Here is an 18,234-nt window from a genome sequence, read left to right on the forward strand (position 1 = left end):
CGCGACCCGGCCGCACGTCGATCATCCCGGTCAGGGACGCCTGGTCCCGATGATCGTCGACAGATCGGGGGCCAGCCGCACCTCGGTGCACCGCAGCGCCGGATGCTCCAGCCACCCCAGCCTGGCCAGATCGGGTTCACCCGCGATGACCGGCGGCCACTGCGTCATCGGGGTGAAGTCGTCGATGACGATGGTGCCGCACGGATTGAGCAGCAGCTCAGGGTCGGCGGGCGGGGTGCTCTTGCCGTTGCCGCCACCGTCGGTGACCAGCAGATCGAATGGGCCGCGTTCCTGTATCCGGGTCCAGTCCCCGTGCAGGATCTCCACATCGGGCAGATCCGCGAAGAGCGCGGCGACGACGTGGGCACGCTGCTCGTCCCGCTCGACACTGACGACGCGCACGCCTGGACGACGCGCGGCGATCATCCAGGCGAGTCCGACGCCGCATCCCGTGCCGGTCTCACCGATGCTGCCGGTCGCGCCGGCGGCCAGCACCTGCAGCAGACGTCCCTGCTCCGGGCGACGAGGACGGGAAGTCCAGCCGCCTGGCCAGCTCCAGCGCGGAGCGCACCAGTTCCGGCAGGCCGGACAGTCCCGCGTACGCGTCGGTTCCTGAAGTCGACATGGGTCCCCCGCTCGCCATCGATCGACGTCCGCCATGCTGCCAGGTCGCCGAGACCTGTCAATCCGGCCGCGTCACGTCCCACGGTCCGCACCGACCGCAGGATAGGTTCGTCGTGGCATCCGAACCGGAATCGAGGACGACGTGGCCACCTTCGTGCTGATCCACGGTGCCGGGCACACCGGCTGGCACTGGCACCCGGTGGCAGCGGAGCTGCGCGCCCGCGGCCACCTCGCGGTGGCGCCCGATCTGCCCAGCGACGACGACGAGGCGGGGCTGCCGGAGTACGCCGACGCCGTGGTGGACGCGGTCGGTGACGCCACCGAGCTGGTCGTGGTGGGGCACTCGTTCGGGGGCTTCACCGCGCCCCTGGTCTGCGACCGGTTGCCGGTGCGGCAGCTGGTCCTGGTGGCACCGATGATCCCGGCGCCCGGTGAGTCACCCGCTGCCTACTGGGCCAACACCGGCCACGACCAGGAGGTACGGCCACGCTACGACGATCAGGTCGCCCTGTTCTACCACGACGCTCCGGCCGGACTCGCGGCCGAGGCGGTGCGGCGCGGCCGGCCCCAGTCGGTGGCCCGGCTGGCCCAGCCGTCACCGCTCAAGGCCTGGCCCGACGTGCCGACCCGGATCCTGGCGTGCCGGCAGGACCCCCTGTTCCCCACCGTATTCGTCCGCCGGGTCGCGCTGGAGCGGCTGGGCATCGTCCCCGACGAGATGGACAGCGGGCACACTCCGGCGCTGAGCCGCCCGACCGAGCTGACCGAGCGCCTGCTGGCCTATCTCGACTGACCTCGGCCCACCCTGCGACGCGGTGCGCGGCGGTCCGACCGTCGCGCACCGCGCCCCAGGCGCCGATCAGGGGCAGGGCTTGCCGTAGTCCAGCGGCAGGGCCTGCAGCCGTTCCAGCGGCAGGTCGTAGAAGAGCAGGTACTTCTCCGAGCCGTCGGGCACGATGTCGTCCGGGTCGATGAGCAGCGAGTACGGGTCGACTCCGCCGTTGCGGGCCATCTCCAGGCGCGGGTCCTCGGCGTAGGTGACGACGGCCCCGGCCTTGTCGGTCATGATCACGCCGTACTCCTGCATGGCCCGTGCGATGGTCCGCGCGGCCGGGCTGAGCAGGGTGTCCACGTCGAAGTCCGGGTCGAGGCGGAACCGCTGCCCCTCGCACGGCAGATCCTCGCCGACGGTGTTGCCGTCGTCGCGGGTGGCGGGCCACGAGTGGCAGCCTGCCTTCGTCCGTACCGTGGCGATGTTGATCGCGTGGTCGATGTGCCCACGCCGCAGCTCGTCGATGCGGATGGTGAAGGCACCCATCGGCAGCCCGGTGGCGGTGGCGCCGAGCGGGTTCGGGAAGATCCCCGGGTTGCGCGAGTAGTGTGAGATCTTGCCGCCCCAGCAGGCGGACCAGTGGCCCGCCGCGTCCTTCTCGGCCCGCCAGAAGTCCCAGTAGGTGTCGGTGTCGGGCTCGTAGATGGTGAGCGCGGCATCGGTGCCCAGCGAGGCGAACAGGTCCGGTGGGGTCGGGACCGCCGCGAGGCTGTCGGCGATCACCGGTCCCGCCTCGGGAATGCCGAGGCAGTCGGAGAAGGTCCACCTTGTCCGCGGCGTACGCCGGTCGACGGTGAAGATCGGCGTCGAGTAGGTGTCGGTGTTGATGGCCCAGGTCCCGTAGTTGTTCTCCTTGTCGAGTTGGATGTTGTGCACGATCTGCGCCGAGCGCGGATCGAGCGGCACGGTGCGCGGCAGCTTCGTGTTCCACGGACCCGACCGCGAGAATCCGTTGGTGGGCGCCGGACGGTGCCCGGCGGCCGCCGGAGTGGGCGTTACCGTGACCGCGCCCGCCACCAGAACGGCGGCGACCAGCGGCGACAGTACTCTGGCAGAGATATGCATGCCCGGCAGCGTAGGGACGGCAGCCGATGCGTGCCTCAGGGTCAGACCCCGGAGTTCGGCTTCGACCACCCTGGCATCGCCGCGGCCAGCGAACGCAGCTCCGCCCGCCCGGTCACGTCCAGACGCCGGAACGCGCTGCTCAGATGCGTCTCAACGGTCTTCGGGCTGAGCACCAGCCGGGCCGCGATCTCCCGGTTGGACAGTCCCGCACACACCAGGTTGACCACGGCCCGTTCGGCCGGGGTCAGGTTCGGCCAGGTCGCGCTCTCGGTCAACGGCAGCCCGGCCGCGGCGGCGGCGGCCCGGACCCGGGCGGCGAAGGCGTACGCGCCGTGGCCGGTGTAGCGGTCGTGGGCCCAGCGCCAGGCCCGCTCGGCGGCGGCGCGACGACCCGCCGCGGCCAGGTAGCCGGCCCCCAGGGCGGCGGCCCGCGCCGCCTCCAGCGGCAGCCCTGCCGCCTCGGCCAGGGACTGCGCGGTGGCGCACCCGGTGCTGGCCGCGGTCAGGTCGCCGCGCGCGGCGCAGATCATGGCCTGTACCCGGGCGACCGCGGCCCGCGCCGACACCCGCGTGACCGGGCGGTTCGTGAACCGGTCCAGGGCCGCCTGCGCGGGTTCGACCTGTCCGGCACGGGCCAGCGCGTCGGCCAGCAGCGGTCCGAACAGGTGGGTGCCGGGCTCCCGGGAGTCGTACGCGTCCTCGAACGCGGTCGCGGCGGCCAGCAGTCCGGCAGTGTCCCCGGCCGCGTCGCACACGGCGGCCCGCGCCAGCGCCGCGTAGGTCAGCGCCGCGCGAGAGCCGATCCGCCCGGCCCAGTCCCGCGCCTGCTCCATGTGCCGGACCGCACCCGGATCGCCCTGCGCGGCCAGCGGATACGTCGCCAGGGCATGGACCAGCGAGTAGTCCCAGACCCGGGCGTTGGCCTCGGCGTCGCCGACGGCCAGGGCCGTGTGCAGCACCGCCTCGGCCACGTTGCCGCGCCGGTACTCCGTCTCGCCGAGGTAGGCCAGCGCCTGCCCGACGCGCAGCGGCTCGCCGCGCACAGCCCGCTCGACCGCGCCGCTGAGGTCGACGTACGCGCCGTCGAGGTCGTCGGTCCACAGCCGCACCATGCCCCGGGCCACCAGCCCGTCCAGGCCCGGCGGATCCGGTGGCAGCTCGGCCAGGGCCCGCTGCCCGTCACCGGTGAGCGCCAGCCCGACCGCGCGAGCGAACCACGCGAACGAGGCCACCGCCGGTTCGCGGGCCGCTGCCAGCGCCGTCTGCCCGTGCCCGACCATGGCGTCGTAGTCGGTGTCGAGGATCGCGATGATCGCCAGCTGGGCCGCGACGCGGGCGGTCAGGTCGGCGGGAGCGTCGGCCAGGGCCCGTTCCAGCAACTGCGCGGCCTCGGTGGTGCGGCCGCTGACCAGCGCGTGATAGCCGCACAGGTAGTCCCGCCACGGGTCGCGCGGCAGCGCCCGGATCTCGGCCGCGTAACCGTCGGCGCCGCGCAGGTCACCGGCGACCAGCAGTGCCTCGCACACGGCGAACAGGATCGGTGCGCGGGCCGGGCCCGGCGGGGTGAGGTCGGCGCTGTGCCGCAGGTACGCCGCGGCCTGGTGGGCCTGACCCTGCCCGGCGAGCATCGCCGCGTACGCGGCGACCTGCCGCGCCAGCTGCTCGTCCGGGCCGTCGGCGCCCGCGACCAGGTGCGCGACGGCGCGTGCGTGGTCGACCTCGGCCGCCCGGCGGTGTAGTTCCCGGCGCCGCCGCGCGTCGAGTCCGTGGTAGACGACGGAGCGCGACAGCGCGCCGGTGAAGGCCAGTTCGTGCCCACCCGTGCCGGGTGCCTCGGCGAGCAGCCGCCCGTCGACCGCTTCGGCCACCGCCTGCGCCACCGAGGTCAGCCCGGCCAGCTCTCTGGCGCGGTGCAGCGCGAACTCCGTGCCCAGCACTGCCCCGGCTTCGACCAGGCGTCGCGCGGGCGGGCTGAGCGCGGCGACCCGGTCGGCGATCACCGCCGACACACCTGCCGGGGCGGGCAGTGGCCCGTCACCGAGGGCGAGGATCCGTGGCGGCACCCGGTCCAGGACGTGCTGGGCGTGCAGTGGATGCCCAGCGGTGTGCTCGTGCAGGCGGGCCGCGCCCGCCGGAGACAGGTCCGGATGCCCGCAGACCAGCGCGAACCTGGTCAGCTCCGCCGCGTCCAGGCCCCGCAGCGGCAGCCGCTGGCCGCGGGCGCCGTCGACGATCCGGCGCCAGCCGTCGTCGACGGCCCAGCCCGAGTCGGGCTGGCTGGTGACGACGACCAGGACGGGCTCGGCGGTCATCGACCGCACGGCCAGTCGCAGCGCGGTCAGCGACGGGTGGTCGGCCCAGTGTGTGTCGTCCACGATGAGCAGCAGTTCTCCGGCCCGGCCGAGCTCGCGGGCCAGCGCCCGTCCCGCGTATGCGACGTCCGTCGCCTCGACCGACGGGACCAGCTGCCCGAGCGTCGCCCACGGCAGGGCGCTCTCGTCGGGGTCACCGGAGGCCCATCGGTGCTGGCGCGGACCGGCAAGGGCCAGGAAGTGGCGCAGCAGCGCGGTCTTGCCGATCCCGGCTTCGCCTTCGATCGCGACGACCCTGGTCTGGCCCTGCCGGACCGCGGCCCACGCGCGGTGCAGGGCTTGCAGTTCCGGTTTCCGGCCGACGAAGCGCGGGGCGTCGCGCATGAGCTCAGATGCTACACCGGGTCCAATGCCGACTCGGCTTCCCGCCGGGCGTCGCGCCCTACTGCCGCACGCCGTCGAACGTCTCGGGCGTGGTCAGCCACGTCGACCGGTCGAACGGCCAGAACAGCACGAAGGCCCGGCCGATCACCGCATCAACCGGGATGGTGGCCTGCTGCAGATCATGCCCGTGGCTGTTGTAGTTGGCCAGGGAGTCGGCGGAGGCTTCCCGATGGTCGCCCATCACCCACAGCCTGCCCTCGGGCACGGTGATGTCGAATGCCGAGGGCGCCATCTTGTTGCCCGGGTACACATAGGGCTCGTCCAGCGGATGGCCGTTGACCGCTATGCGTCCCTGCGGATCGCAGCAGACCACCCGGTCGCCCGGAGCACCGATCACCCGCTTGATGAAGTCCTCGTGCTCCTGCACGTCGCGCCAGCTCTCGGGCGCTTCGAACACGATGATCTCGCCCGCCGCGGGCGTCCGGAAGTCATAGACGAGCTTGTTGACCAGCACGTGGTCGTTCCTGTCCAGGGTGTGCTCCATCGACTCCGACGGGATGAAGAACGTCTGCACCACGAACTGGCGCACCAGGAACGCCACGACCAGGGCGACGGCCAGCAGGACCGGCAGTTCCCGCCAGAAGGAACCCGACTTGTTGCGCCTCTTGATCTGCTCGTCCGTCACAACCAGAAGTTACCGGTCCAGACGGCATCGAGGTGGACCGTTACCTGGGAATGTGCTGAGTGACGAATCCTGCCGCGGACCCCCGCTCACCGAGCCGACGCTCACTCATGGCCGGGGCGGCGCGTCACCCCCTGGCGCGCGTCCGGTGTGGATGCCCCGACGGTGGCCCGATGTCGGTACGCTGAGGCCTCTGCGGACGTCGATGCGGTCCGCACAGTCATTCCTCGTGGGGAGGCCCAGATGGCCATTCGGGTCGACGCGGAGACGATCCGCGTCGCATCGCAGGACGTCAACGACACTCGCATAGCCCTCGATCAGGATCTCAAGGATCTCCAGGCGCTCGCCGAGCGGCTGGGCGGGAGTTGGCGCGGCAACGCCGCGCTGCGGTTCCAGGAGCTCATGACCGATTGGCACCAGGAGGCGACCCGGCTCACCGAAGCCGTCGGTGACATCGCCGAACTCCTCAAGAAGACGGCCGCCGGTCACAGCGCCAACGAGGAGGAGCAGGCCGCGTCCTTCTCCAAGATCTCATCCAACTCGATGCGCGGCGCGCGGGACTAGGAGCCTTCGATGAGCGATCAGCCGGGAGTCATCGCCGTCGACTACGCGGCGATGGAGGAGGCGCAAGCCGGAATCCAGCGCAAGGTCTCCGAACTGGAGCAACGCCTCAACGACCTGAAGGGTCGGCTCGCCAAGCTCGAGTGGGACGGCAGCGACCGAGACGCCTACCAGGCGGCCTGGGACAAGATCGCCCGTGCCGTCAACGACGTCAAGGACACCATGGGCTTCATCGGCGGCGCGGTCGGTCAGACCCGCCAGTCCTACCAGGACACCGAGAGCGCCAACGCCAAGCGGTTCCAGTAGCGCCGCCCCGTCGATACGTGCCCGAACGTGCGCTCGCGACCGCGGCGCACGGCGGGCACGTTCACTGCTGCGGACCGGACACGCAGTCGATCGTCGGCTGGGCGAAGCACTGATCGTGCTTGATCTGGCCGTACACGAACAGGCCGACGAGCAGCAGTCCCACCAGGAAGAGTCCGCCGATCAAGGCGGCGCCCGCCCGCGCCAGCGGCAGATCGAGCGCGTCGGGCTCACCCAGGATCAACGCGTTCTTGATCCGACGGATGACGAACCGGTGGGCGTGCACCTGCTCCTGTCGGCTGTACAAGGGTTGCTCCTCCCATCGACCGGTTACACAATACTAATCTCTGGCACCCGGGACGGCTGAAGGGGAACGATGGCCTCAGACACGGCCGGCGGGGCGACACGTGACGGTCTGACGCACGGCCCGCGAACCGGCTCGATCCTGGCCGTGACCGCCCTCTTCATCGCGACACTGGCGCAGGTGCCGGCGGGGGCCTACGTGACCGCCGCCGGAACGGCGCTGGTGACGGTCGCGGTGGCAGTCGTGCTGAACCCGTTCGGGGAAGCCTCGGTCCTAGCCGGACACAGCAGGGTGCGGACCGGCGGGTCACGCCAGTGGGCGCCCACCGACAACACGCAGCCCGGATCGGCGGTGACCGCGCTGATGCCGACCCTGTCGGTGCACGAGGCGCAGCACCGAGCCCTGAGTTTCGGGATCGCCCGCGACCACCACGGCTGGTTCAGCCTGCTGGAGGTCGAACCCGAACGCGGCATGAGCGGCCACCGCAGCGTCGAGGTCTCGATGGGGCGCCTGGCCCGGTTGCTCACTGACGACACGCTGCCGATCACGTCGATCCAACTCGTCGCGACCTCGGTCCCGGTGCTCGGCCAGCTGGACGGTTCACCCGCCGCGCAGTCCTACGCGGCACTGGCCCACGGGTCGGCCGCGCTGGCCGCGCACGCCACCTACGCCGCCGTACGCTTCGGCAACGAGCAGGCCGCGCGGGCCGCCGCCGCGCGCGGTGGCGGACGTGCCGGGCTGGAGCGGGCACTGGGGGCGGCGCTGGGCCGGGTCGCGGCCGCCTTCACCGAGGACGGCCACCCCTCGGCGCCGCTGAGTTCCGAGCAGCTCCGCACCGCCCTGGCCGACGCCGTGTTCCCCGACGGCACGGTGCCCCCGTCAGCGGTCCGCGACCACGGAAAGCACTGGATCGCCGGTGAGCTGGCCCACCGTACGTGGCAGCTGCGCAACGGCGCCGCGCTCCCGCTCGGCGAGGTGCACGACCGGCTGGTCACGACCGGCTGTCGGACCGCCGCCACCTCGGCGACCATGCGCCGATCCACGCACGGGGGCGACCCGACGGTGCAGGTGCTGGTGCGGGTCGCGGTCCACCCGACGGCGCTGGAGACGGTGTCACAGCACGTCGTCGCGCAGCTGCGCCAGGTCGGCGCTGAGCTCCGGAGCCTGGCGGGCCAGGCCGACGCCGTATACGCCAGCGCACCGACCGGAAGCGAGCTGTCGTGAGCCGACCCGCCACCGCCACCGCCCCGCACCTGCCGGTCCGTGGTGCGGGACTGCTGCTGGGCACCGACAGCCGTCGGCACGCGCCGGTGCTGCTGCGGCTATTCCACCCGCGGCCACGCCGGGTGGCGGCGCTGGGGGACGACTGGCTCGCCCGTCTGCTGGTGTTCCGCGCCCTGGCCCTCGGCGCCAGGGTCTGGGTGCGTACGCCCGACCCGCGGCCGTGGCTGGAGTTCGGGGCACAGGCGACCGGCCGACCCGACCGGCTGCTGACGGTCGCGCCGCATCATGCGGTGGCCGCCGAGGGCGCTCCCGCGCGACCGGTGCTGGTGGTCGACGCGCACGCGCTGGAGTGCGCCGAGCAGCCGCTGGCGGCCTGGCACACCCAACTGCAGCTGCTGCCGGCGGTGCCCAGCCTCGCCGGCGACCTGATCCGGCAGGCCGACGTCGTCATCTCCCGGCAGCTCGACGAGCGGGCGGCTCATGTCGTCGCCGACGCGCTGCGGCTGCGCCAGCACGAGACCGCCCGGCTGCAGGCCCTGTTCTCCGACATCGTCGCGGTGTTCGGTGCCGACCTCAACCACCGGGTGACCATCGCGCTGACACCGCTCGAGCAGAGCCTGGTGGGCCTGCCCGGCCGGGTCGGCTGACCGGACACTAGAGGAGTTCCTGCGGCTCACGCCAGACCGTCTGGATCAGTTGTGTGCCACCGGCCCGGCTGGTGAACCGCGCCCGACCCGCTGGCAGCGGCCCGTTGCGCAGCTTGCCGATGAACGGAAGCTCGTCGGGGTTGCCGGACATCAGCAGGGTCGGGCTCTCCATCAGGCGCATCTGGTTGACCAGCGCCTCGCCGACGGCCCGGCCCCCGCCGCTGGCCCGGCGGGCCAGCGTGACGTGGAAGCCGATGTCGGCACCCTGCTGCAGGTACCTGGTCAGCGGCGCCAGCGGGCTGAGCGAGCCGGGGGCGACCAGGTCGTAGTCGTCGACGACGAGATGTACGGCGCTGCCCCGCCACCACGAGCGGTCGCGCAGCTGCGTCGGCGTGACGTCGGCCGGGGGCAGCCGCTCCTCCATGATCTCGGCCAGGTCGGCGACGGCACCGGGGATGTCGCCGACCGAGGTGAGATAGCGCAGCATGTACTGGTCCTGGGCGAACTCCAGCAGCGACCGCTTGATGTCGATCACGACTAGTTTGGCCGTACGCGGGGCGCGGGTGTTCGACAGGCGCGGGTCGCGCTGGTTGCGCTCGGTCGTCTCGCGGATGAGGTGCCGCAGCAGGTTCGTCTTGCCGCAGCCGCTGTCCCCGAAGATCAGCAGGTGCGGGTCCTGGCCGCTGTCGAGCAGCACCGGGGCCAGTCGGCGCTCGTTGATGCCGATCGGGGTGCCCGTCATCGTCTTGTCGACGGCCTGGTGGAGTTCGGCGACGGGCAGCACGGCGGGCAGCATCCGCACCCGGCGGGCGACCGGGCCAGTCCAGGCCGCCCCCACTCGGGCGACCAGATCGGCCAGCCCGTCGCCGACCGTGTCGGCCCGCTGGTCGCCGTCGACGCGCGGCAGGGCGGTGAGGTAGTGGTACGGCCCGGCGGCCAGGCCCCGACCGGGGCGGTCCAGCGGCACGTTGGGCGCCACCCGGCGGTCTATCTCGGAGTCGGTGGGGTCGCCCAGGCGCAGTTCGAGCCGCTTGGGCAGCAGCTCGCGCAGTCCCGCGCGCACGTCGACGTAGCGCAGCGCGGTGACGATGACGTGGATGCCGAAGTTGAAGCCGCGCCCGGCCAGCTCCGTAATCGCGGCCTCCTGCGCCTCGAACTGGTCGCGCAGCACGAACCAGCCGTCGACGAACAGGAACACGTCCCCGAACGGGTCGTCGGAGACCTCGCCGGAGGCGCGCAGCCGCCGCCACGTCGCCATCGAGTCGATGCCGCGCTCGGCGAACACGGCCTCGCGCTCGTCGATGATCGCGGTGACCTCGTCAACGGTACGCCGGACCGCGTCGATGTCGCGGCGACCGGCCACCCCCGACACGTGCGGCAGGTCGCGCAGCGGCAGCAGGCCGCCACCGCCGAAGTCGAGGCAGAACACCTGCACCTCCTGCGGCGTATGCGTCAGGGCCAACGCCGCGACCATGGTGCGGACCAGGTTCGTCTTGCCCGACTGCGGACCGCCCACGATGAGCACGTTGCCGCCGACGCCGTCGAGGTTGAGCAGCAGCGGATCGTTGCGCTGCTCCTTGGGCCGGTCCTCGATGCCGATCGGGATGACCAGGTTGCCGCCCGTCGCCGCGCACAGCCCTCGCCGTGGGTCGACGGCCAGGCCGCCGAGCAGCCCGTCCAACGTCGGCGGGGTGACCAGGGGTGGCAGCCAGACGGCATGGGCGGGCTGGCCCTGGCCGCGCAGCCGCCGCAGGAACATCTCGTACACGGTGATCTGCTGGTCGACCGCGGGTTCGGCACCGGCGCTCTCGAAGCCGGGCTCGCCGCCCAGCCCCGGGTCGGCGGCGGGCTGCGGCGCGCTCACCGGCGCCGACTCGTACCGCACCACGTGCTGGCCGGCACTGGCGACCTCGCTCGGGGTGGCCAGCGCCCGTGGCCGCCGGAACGGACCGGAGATGTAGCCGCCGCGGAACCGCAGCAGGCTCGTCGCATCCGGCTTGAGGTAGCCGTGCCCGCCCTCACCCGGCAGCTCGTTGGCGATCGGGCTGCCGAGCACCGCCCGGCTGTCCTCCGGCTTGTCGGTCCGCAGGCCGATGCGGTAACCGAGGTAGCTGTCCAGGCCGCGCAGCCGTCCCTCCTCCATCTTCTGCGTGGCCAGCAGCAGGTGGACGCCCAGCGCGCGGCCGATCGCACCGATCTTGATGAAGATGTCGAGGAACTCCGGCCGGGCCTTGAGCAGCTCGGTGAACTCGTCGCAGATGATCATCAGGCTGGGCAGCGGCGCCAGCTGCGCCCCCTGCCTGCGCGCCCGCTCGTAGTCGTACCGGCTGGCGTAGTCGGCGACGCCGTTGACCTTCTTGCGCAGCACCTCCTGCCGCCGGTCCAACTCCCCCAGCACCGCGTCGGACATCCGCTCCACCAGCGCCAGCTCGCTGGCCAGGTTCGTGATGGTGGCGCTGGTGTGCTGCAGCACCTCCATCCCCGCGAACGTCGCCCCGCCCTTGAAATCCACCAGCACGAAGTTCAGGTCGGTCGGCGAGTGGGTCGCGGCCAACGCCGTCACGATCGTGCGCAGCAGCTCACTCTTGCCCGAACCGGTACCTCCGATCAGGATCCCGTGCGGGCCCATGCCGTGGTGCGCCGACTCCTTCAGGTCCAGGAACAGCAGCTCGCCCTCGGGCGTCAGCCCGATCGGGATGCGCAGCCGGTCCCGGTCCGAGCGGGCGCGCCAGGTCACCCTCGTGTCCAGCGCCTCGAGATCGCCGATACCCAGCATGGCGGGCAGGTCGCTGCTGACCGCGCTCGCCATCACCGGCCCGTCCTGCTCCACCAGCCGGAACGGCGAGATCTGCCGGGCCACCGCGGACGCCGCCGTGCGGCTCAGCCCGTCTGCGGCACCCTGCGGCGTGGCCACGTCGTCCTGCAGCCGGTTCAGGCTGCCGTCCGCCGCGACCTGCAGCGACAGGACCTTGCCCGCGTCGCGCACCAGCACGCCGCTCAGGTCGATCCGGGTGACCCCCGACATCGGCCGCCGCCGCAGCAGGGCGGTGCTGGGCGCGTCACCGCCGTCCACGATCACGACGGTGTGCGGCAGCAGGACGCCGCCGTGCCCCTCCCGCCCGGCCAGATCCTCGACCAGCAGCTCCTCCAGCGCCGACAGGCTCTCCACCACCAGCCGCACCGGACCCGCCGCGTCGAGGTCACCGGGGTGCAGCGCGTGCGGCAACCACTTCAACCAGTCCCACTGCTCGCGCCTCTTGTCGCTGACGACCGCGGCCACCCGCAGCTCGGCCGGCGAGTGAAACGCCGCCAGCTGGCACACGACGGCACGCACCAGCGCGGTCGCCCCCTCGGCCGCACCGCGCACCTGGATGCGATCGAACGCCTTCACGTCGATCGCGATCGGCAGGCCGCTCACCCGGGAGTGCGCCCGCAGGAACCGGCCCAGCGCGATCGCCGACAGCGGCTCCAGATCCTCCAGCGGCTTCATCTCGGGACGCACCAGCCGCGCGGCCGAGTTCAGGGTCCCCACCGACACCCGGGCGTGCAGGAAGTCTGGATCGTCGGCGCGGCACTCCCACAGGCGACCCGCCGGCACCAGCGACCACAGCCCCGACGGCTCCGGATGGCGCCAGCGCAGCGCCGCCAGCTGCTCCTGCGCCGAGCGTTCCACCACCCGCCGCGACTGGCCGAGGTGCCGCAGGTACTCCCGCCGCAGGTGATCCAGCTGGGCGCGGCGGCCGCTGCCGGCGACGACGCCGACCACCACGCCGACCAGCGACACGCCGAAGACGATCGCCGCGATCCACATGCGACTACCGCCACCGCTGCCGCCGCTGGTCATCATCAGCAGCATGGCGCCCACGCCCGACAGGGTCGGGACGACGGTGAACATCTGCCCCAGCCCACGCGGCCCCTGCACCGCCAGCTCGATGGGCGGTTTGAGCTGCACCTCGTACTGCGGCCGCGGGGGGCCCTCGCGTCGGCCAGGACGCGACAAGGGAGTCGTCCCCATCAGTCAACCACCCCGAACGACACCCCGCCGCGCATCGACATGTGCGTAAGAATAGGTACTCTGCCGTGCAGCCGCGATACCCGACGGTCCCAGGAGTTCCCATGGCAAACCCGGCCGCCACCGACACCAGCCACATCACCATCGTGGCGCCCAGCGCGCGCGTCGTGGACCTGGCACTTCCGTCGGCACTGCCCCTCGCCCACGTGCTGCCGCGCCTGCTGGACCTGGTCGGCGGCATCACCCCGGACGGTGTCGGCGGCTGGACTCTGGCCCGATTCGGACAGTCCCCACTGGACCCCGACGGCTCGCTCACCGACCACCAGATCCGCGACGGAGAACTGCTCTACCTGCGCCGGCGCGAGCAGGCCGGCGCACCGGCCGTCTTCGACGACGTCGTCGACGCCATCGTCATCGCCCAGCGCGACGCCGACAACTGGCACGCCCAGACCGCGAAGGCGTTCGCGGTCGCGTTCGCGGCCCTGGCCCTGCTCGGCGGCCTCGGCGGGCTGCTCGCCCAGCGCATCACCCCACCGCTGGGCGGCGTCGCCGCCGGGCTGATCGCGGTCGTACTGCTCATGTCGGCCGCCGTCACGGTCCGCAGCCCCGGCGCGACGACCGTCGCCCGCCTGCTGTCGGTCGCCGCGGTGCTATACGGTGGCGCCGCCGGCTTCCTGGCCGTCGAGGACATCGCGTCACCGGATTCGGCGTCGCAGGTGCTCGTCGGCGCGACCGCGGCCGCGGTGCTGGCCGCGGTGACCAGCCTGGCTGTGCGCAGCCACGGCGCCATCATGCTCCCGCTCGGCGTGGGCGCCATCGCCCTGGCAGTCGGCGTCGAGCTGCACATCCTCGCCGACCTGAGTGGGCCCACAGCCGCGGCCGTCATGCTCGTGCTCGGGCTGGCCGCGCTGCCCACACTGCCGATGCTGGCATTCCGGCTCGCGGGCCTGACCGTGCCGAGCGTCCCGACCGGGCCGCGCGACGTGCGCAACGACACCGAGGAGATCGACGCCGCCGACGCGACCCGCCGCAGTGAGCAGGCCGGGCGGCTGCTGGCCGGTCTGCTGGCGGCGTTCGCGCTGGTGGAGACGGGTGCCGTCGTCGGGGTCGTGGCGGGTGGCGGCGGCTACGCCGTGGCGCTGGGGGCCACGGTGGCGCTGCTGCTGTGGTCGCGGTCGCGGGTGTTCCAGCTGCGCTGGCAGCGGATCCCGCTGCTGTGTGGCGCGTTCCTCGCCAGCGCCGCGACGGCCGTCGGCGCGGCGGCCGCGCTGCCGGACCCCGCCGGCGGCGCCGTGGCCGCGGCCATCGTCGCCTTCGTCGCGGTCGCCGCGCTCACCTACGCGGCGACGCCCGCCGGGCAGGGGCGGTCGCCGGTCTGGGGTCGCACGCTCGACCTGGTCGAGACGACCCTGACCGTCGCGGTCGTGCCGCTGGCCGCAGCGATCGCGGGAGTGTTCGCCGGTCAGTTCTGAGGACGCCGGACGCCGCCGGTGAGGGCGCGCAACCCGAGCACCACGATCAGCAGGACCACACCCGCCAGGGAGATCCACACGGCGGTCCGGCGCCCGGTGCTCATCCCCGGCGCGTTGGCGGTCGTGCCGGACCCGACCAGACCCTGCACCGTCCGGTATGGGTTGACCAGTCCGGGGATGCCCGCCTCAGCGGGTTCGTCGGCCTCGTCCTTGAGCAGTCGCATCACCGCCGTGGCCGACAGCTGCGGCCGGTACGCGCGCACCAGCGCGGCGGTGCCGCTGACGTACGCGGCCGCGTAGCTGGTCCCGCCGAGTTCGGCCAAGGCCAGGTCGCCCCCGGCCAGCGGCCCCTCGATGTGCCAGCCCGGGGCGGCGATGTCCAGCCACGGCCCACGCAGCGATGACTCGATCATGCGGTCGTTGTACCCGGTCGCGGCAACCGACAGGACGGTGTCCTCGGCCGCGGGCCACACCTGGGCGCCGGCCTGCTGATCGCGGGTGACGTTTCCGCCGGCCACCACGACCACGATGTCGTGCTGGGTGACCGCCTCCCGGATGGCCGCGCTCAGCTCCGGGCTGGGCACGCTCAGCTGCAACGACAGGTTGATCACGCGGACGTTCGGCTGGATCATCGCGTAGCGGACGGCCTCGGCGGCCCGCCGCGCCAGCACGTCGGCGGCCAGCTCCGCGTCGCTGCCCACCACTCGAATGGGCAGGATCGTCGCGTCGGGCGCGACCCCGGCGAATCCGCCGTCCGGGGCACCGGCGATGATGCCGGCGATCAGGGTGCCGTGCCCCGCCTCGTCGCAGGTGCCGTCGCCGCCCGCCCCGGTCAGGTCCAGCCCCGGCAGCACCCGTGGCCGCAGCAGCCGATGCCCGCTGTCCACACCGGAGTCGATGACCGCCACGGTCACCCCGGCACCGCGCGTCAGCGGCCACACCCGTTGCGGGGCCAACCGCTTGAGCGGCCATGGCTGGCCGGCCGGTCGCGCCTCGGCCAGCTCCACGTTGGCCACCGGGTTGCAGGCGACCTGTTCACCGGCGGCCAGGGCCGGGGCGACCGGGACGGTGCCCAGCACCACCGACAACCCCGCGGCCGCCATCATGCTCCGCAGCATCACGGTGAGAGCATACGGTCGTCGACGCTCCACACGAGCCCTCGGCGCTTGCGGCGACGTTGAACCATGGGCCTGTGCCGATTAGTCTGCTGAGGCAGCGGGAGGGGACCGTCCGATGACAGACAAGACCACTGTGGACCCGAAAGCATTGGACGATCACCATGCCAAGCTCGTCGGCTACGCCGATCGGGTCGAGCGTCTGCGCACCGCCCTGGGTCAGATCCGCGACTACATCCCGGAGGCCGCGGAGGGCAGCCCGACGTACGGTTGGCCGTTCGGCACCCTAAGCCGCGGCCAGGCCTTCTACGCGCAGCACGAGCGCCTCCACAAGAGCATCGACGACGCGCTCGCCCAGGCGGGCGTCGACATCGGCGAGCTGGCCGCGCGGCTCGAAGCCGCCGCCGCCGCGTATCGCAACGCCGACGACCACGGCGCCAGCGTATTCCGCAAGACGGCCTGATCGGCGGCCCGCGATGAGTCAAGACCCCACCCACCGCGCCGTCCAGAAGTGGATCCCCGAGGGCGATCCCGACTGGGAGGACTGCGCCACCCGCGTCATCGTCATGGGCGCCCCGAACTACCTGCGTGAGGCCGGCCGGTTGTACTCCGACCTGCTGTTCAATCTGCGGTTCTTCATCGACGACATGCGGAATGACCTCGACGTGGTCAAGGCGAAATGGACCGGAACCGCGGCCGACCGGTTCCGCGACAAGACGCTGCAGATCATCGCCGCGCTGGAGCACATCGACGAGAAGATGATCGGGTACAGCGGCATCAAACCCAGTCTGGAGCTCGCCGCCGACCAGCTGCAGCACGCACAGCGAGAGATGCCGGTGCCCGAGGACGTCGCCCAGGCGATCGTCGAGAGCCACAACATGGTGGTCAACGGCATCTGGACCGGCGTCGACGAGGGCGCGTTCCGATCCGCGCTGTCGGAACTGGACCAGGGCTTCTTCGCCGACGTGGCCAGCGACATCTTCGACAGCCCCGAGGGCGACGCGCAGGACCGGTACAACGACCTCAACCACCAGTACGTGGTGACCGCGTCGGGGATGCCCGAGGGATTCGCCCCCAGGACCGTCGGCTTCACCGACCCCAGAGACATCCACGATCCCGTGCTGCTGCCACCCGGCAGCGGTTCGGGCCTGCGGGACGGCTTCGAGGCGCCGCCGGCCGACGTGCCGAAGCCACCGAACCTGAAGACCGGTCGAGGCGGTGGTGGCCTCGGCGGCGTCGGCGGGGTCGGCAGCCTCGCCGGCGCGGGCGGCTTCCCACCGACCGGTACGGCGTTCGGCAAGCCCGTCGCCACGGGCGCGTGGCCGAGTGGATTCGCCGGTGGTGCCCTCAGCGCCGGGTTCGGCGCCCCCGGCGGCGGCGCGGGCGGGCTCGGCGCGACGGGCACCGAGTTCACCACCGACCTGGTCGAGGACGACGACCCGTGGCGCGACCTCGGGGAGGCCTCCGATGACGTCATGCGCTGACCGGACGAACGCATGACCGCCCCCGGCGCGACCCCGGCGCCCTCCGGCCAGCCGGCTGCCACACCCCCGGCGGGGCCAGTGGGGACGGCCGGCGAGCCTGCCGCCGCACCGACGAAGCTGCTGGTGCACGTCGAGGCCCTGCGGGAGGCCCACCGCCGGCTGACCGGTCCTGCCACCGACCAGCTCGTCGAACTCCACCGCCGCATCGGCCGGATCGACATCTCCTCCCCCGGGTTCGGTGTCATCGGCATCGGCGCCAACAAGAGTCACACCGCCAGCCAGGCCCAACTGTTGGACCAGGTGATCGCCCTCAACGATCGGCTGGCCGCGATCGCGACCGCGCTGAAGATCGCCGCGGACGCCTGGCAGGACACCGACAGCGACGGCATGGCGAATCGGGACACCCATGGTTGACACCACCGGCGCAGCCACGTCCGCCGCCTCGACCGCCTCATCGACCGTCGCGACCCAGGCCGCCAAGAGCAGCGCCCCGACCGGTCACGGCAGCGGCGACCACGCCTCGGTGGCCGCCATGCTCACCGCGATCGCGGCCCTGGGCGTGTGCGTCGTGATCGAACGGCAGTTCGTCAAGGCTGCCATGTCCGCGGCGCTGGCGGTGGCGAACCCGGACGGCATCCAGACGGCCGCCCAGGACTGGAACGCACTGACGCTCACCGTCCGGCAGGCGAGCAACGCCGTCAGCCAGGCGCGCGCCGCCACCGACCGGCGCTGGATCGGCGCCGACCAGGCGGCCTTCGCCGCGGCGGTGGAACGGCTGAACGCCGAGGTCAACCGGCTGGGTGAGGTCGCCGCCGGCATGAGCGACCTGCTCAAGCAGGCCGACTCCGCGTTCGCGGAACTCTACGAGATCGTCCTGACGATCTCGCTGATCAGCCTGGCCGCGCTGCTGCTGCTGACCGCCCTGCAGGCCACCCCGCTGGCCCCGATCGCCCGTGCCGCGATCACGATCATCGGCGCCACCGTCCCGCCGATCGTGGTGTCGCTGGTGGACAGCACCGGCACCGCCCTCACCCAGATCGGGCAGGCGATGACCACGCTCACCGGCGCACCCCAGCAGTCCGACGCCGTCGGGCGCGCCATCAGCACCGGGGTACGCGAGGGGTCGGCCGCCGCGGCCAACTACCAGGACAAGAAGGCGGACGACAAGAAGGCTCCGGTGCCCGCCACCGGCACCACCCCGGCCAAATCCTGA

The 18,234-nt window shown here is 72.5% G+C and carries 18 protein-coding genes; 10 read left to right on the forward strand and 8 right to left on the reverse strand.

All coding sequences use genetic code 11. The features are described 5' to 3' along the window. Window positions 1-30 precede the first annotated feature (30 nt). Entirely contained in the window at window positions 31-402 is a 372-nt protein-coding gene (locus KUA19_RS25705; protein WP_217399848.1) for a hypothetical protein, read from the reverse strand. Window positions 403-460: 58 nt separating this feature from the next. Next, entirely contained in the window at window positions 461-625 is a 165-nt protein-coding gene (locus tag KUA19_RS25710; RefSeq protein WP_217399850.1) for a hypothetical protein, read from the reverse strand. 141 nt (window positions 626-766) lie between these two features. Here KUA19_RS25710 and KUA19_RS25715 point away from each other — a divergent pair, with 141 nt between their 5' ends. Further along, the gene (locus KUA19_RS25715) at window positions 767-1,417 is read left to right on the forward strand and encodes an alpha/beta fold hydrolase (protein WP_217399852.1); all 651 of its coding nucleotides are present in this window, start codon (window positions 767-769) and stop codon (window positions 1,415-1,417) included. Window positions 1,418-1,483: 66 nt separating this feature from the next. On the opposite strand, the gene KUA19_RS25720 is transcribed toward KUA19_RS25715, so the two are convergent. Genes KUA19_RS25720 through lepB form a run of 3 tightly spaced genes read right to left on the reverse strand, consistent with a single transcriptional unit; the run spans window position 1,484 to window position 5,902 of the window. Next, window positions 1,484-2,521 carry a hypothetical protein gene (locus tag KUA19_RS25720; RefSeq protein WP_217399854.1) on the reverse strand — a complete coding sequence of 346 codons (1,038 nt, stop codon included), beginning with the start codon at window positions 2,519-2,521 and terminating at the stop codon, window positions 1,484-1,486. 41 nt (window positions 2,522-2,562) lie between these two features. Continuing rightward, a complete protein-coding gene (locus tag KUA19_RS25725) occupies window positions 2,563-5,217 on the reverse strand; it encodes an AAA family ATPase (RefSeq protein WP_217399856.1) in 2,655 nt (884 codons plus the stop codon). A gap of 58 nt (window positions 5,218-5,275) precedes the next feature. Beyond that, window positions 5,276-5,902, reverse strand: coding sequence for a signal peptidase I (gene lepB / locus KUA19_RS25730; RefSeq protein ID WP_217399858.1), 627 nt, complete (start codon window positions 5,900-5,902; stop codon window positions 5,276-5,278). Window positions 5,903-6,142: 240 nt separating this feature from the next. On the opposite strand from lepB, the gene KUA19_RS25735 reads away from it, so the two are divergent. Together KUA19_RS25735 and KUA19_RS25740 are read left to right on the forward strand one after the other, a co-directional pair. Continuing rightward, complete coding sequence (locus KUA19_RS25735; protein WP_217399859.1) at window positions 6,143-6,463, forward strand: WXG100 family type VII secretion target; 321 nt, start codon at window positions 6,143-6,145, stop codon at window positions 6,461-6,463. 9 nt (window positions 6,464-6,472) lie between these two features. Continuing rightward, window positions 6,473-6,766: a WXG100 family type VII secretion target gene (locus tag KUA19_RS25740; protein ID WP_217399861.1), complete on the forward strand. Its 294-nt coding sequence runs from the start codon at window positions 6,473-6,475 to the stop codon at window positions 6,764-6,766. Window positions 6,767-6,827: 61 nt separating this feature from the next. Here KUA19_RS25740 and KUA19_RS25745 read toward each other — a convergent pair whose 3' ends face one another. Further along, window positions 6,828-7,070, reverse strand: coding sequence for a type VII secretion protein EccB (locus KUA19_RS25745; protein ID WP_217399862.1), 243 nt, complete (start codon window positions 7,068-7,070; stop codon window positions 6,828-6,830). Between the two features lie 144 nt (window positions 7,071-7,214). On the opposite strand from KUA19_RS25745, the gene KUA19_RS25750 reads away from it, so the two are divergent. Together KUA19_RS25750 and KUA19_RS25755 are read left to right on the forward strand one after the other, a co-directional pair. Next, window positions 7,215-8,291: a type VII secretion protein EccE gene (locus KUA19_RS25750; protein ID WP_217399863.1), complete on the forward strand. Its 1,077-nt coding sequence runs from the start codon at window positions 7,215-7,217 to the stop codon at window positions 8,289-8,291. Continuing rightward, a complete protein-coding gene (locus tag KUA19_RS25755) occupies window positions 8,288-8,938 on the forward strand; it encodes a hypothetical protein (RefSeq protein WP_217399864.1) in 651 nt (216 codons plus the stop codon). The genes KUA19_RS25750 and KUA19_RS25755 overlap by 4 nt, the downstream gene beginning before the upstream one ends. 7 nt (window positions 8,939-8,945) lie before the next feature. Here the strand turns inward: KUA19_RS25755 and eccCa are convergent, their stop codons facing one another. Continuing rightward, a complete protein-coding gene (eccCa, locus tag KUA19_RS25760; RefSeq protein WP_308167641.1) occupies window positions 8,946-12,890 on the reverse strand; it encodes a type VII secretion protein EccCa in 3,945 nt (1,314 codons plus the stop codon). A 164-nt stretch (window positions 12,891-13,054) separates the two neighbouring features. Between eccCa and eccD the strand changes: the two genes are divergently transcribed. Further along, entirely contained in the window at window positions 13,055-14,422 is a 1,368-nt protein-coding gene (eccD, locus tag KUA19_RS25765) for a type VII secretion integral membrane protein EccD (RefSeq protein ID WP_217399866.1), read from the forward strand. On the opposite strand, the gene KUA19_RS25770 is transcribed toward eccD, so the two are convergent. Beyond that, complete coding sequence (locus tag KUA19_RS25770) at window positions 14,413-15,540, reverse strand: S8 family serine peptidase (RefSeq protein ID WP_254550151.1); 1,128 nt, start codon at window positions 15,538-15,540, stop codon at window positions 14,413-14,415. The genes eccD and KUA19_RS25770 overlap by 10 nt on opposite strands. A gap of 115 nt (window positions 15,541-15,655) precedes the next feature. On the opposite strand from KUA19_RS25770, the gene KUA19_RS25775 reads away from it, so the two are divergent. The 4 genes from KUA19_RS25775 to KUA19_RS25790 are packed head-to-tail and all read left to right on the forward strand — an operon-like array spanning window position 15,656 to window position 18,234. Continuing rightward, the gene (locus tag KUA19_RS25775; protein ID WP_217399870.1) at window positions 15,656-16,000 is read left to right on the forward strand and encodes a hypothetical protein; all 345 of its coding nucleotides are present in this window, start codon (window positions 15,656-15,658) and stop codon (window positions 15,998-16,000) included. 13 nt (window positions 16,001-16,013) lie between these two features. Continuing rightward, window positions 16,014-17,021: a hypothetical protein gene (locus tag KUA19_RS25780; RefSeq protein WP_217399872.1), complete on the forward strand. Its 1,008-nt coding sequence runs from the start codon at window positions 16,014-16,016 to the stop codon at window positions 17,019-17,021. A gap of 12 nt (window positions 17,022-17,033) precedes the next feature. Continuing rightward, the gene (locus KUA19_RS25785; protein WP_217399874.1) at window positions 17,034-17,435 is read left to right on the forward strand and encodes a hypothetical protein; all 402 of its coding nucleotides are present in this window, start codon (window positions 17,034-17,036) and stop codon (window positions 17,433-17,435) included. After that, window positions 17,428-18,234, forward strand: a complete 807-nt coding sequence (locus KUA19_RS25790; protein WP_217399876.1) for a hypothetical protein — start codon at window positions 17,428-17,430, stop codon at window positions 18,232-18,234. Before KUA19_RS25785 ends, KUA19_RS25790 begins: the two co-directional genes overlap by 8 nt.

The sequence above is a fragment of the Catellatospora tritici genome, from assembly GCF_019083965.1.
Classification (GTDB): domain Bacteria; phylum Actinomycetota; class Actinomycetes; order Mycobacteriales; family Micromonosporaceae; genus Catellatospora; species Catellatospora tritici.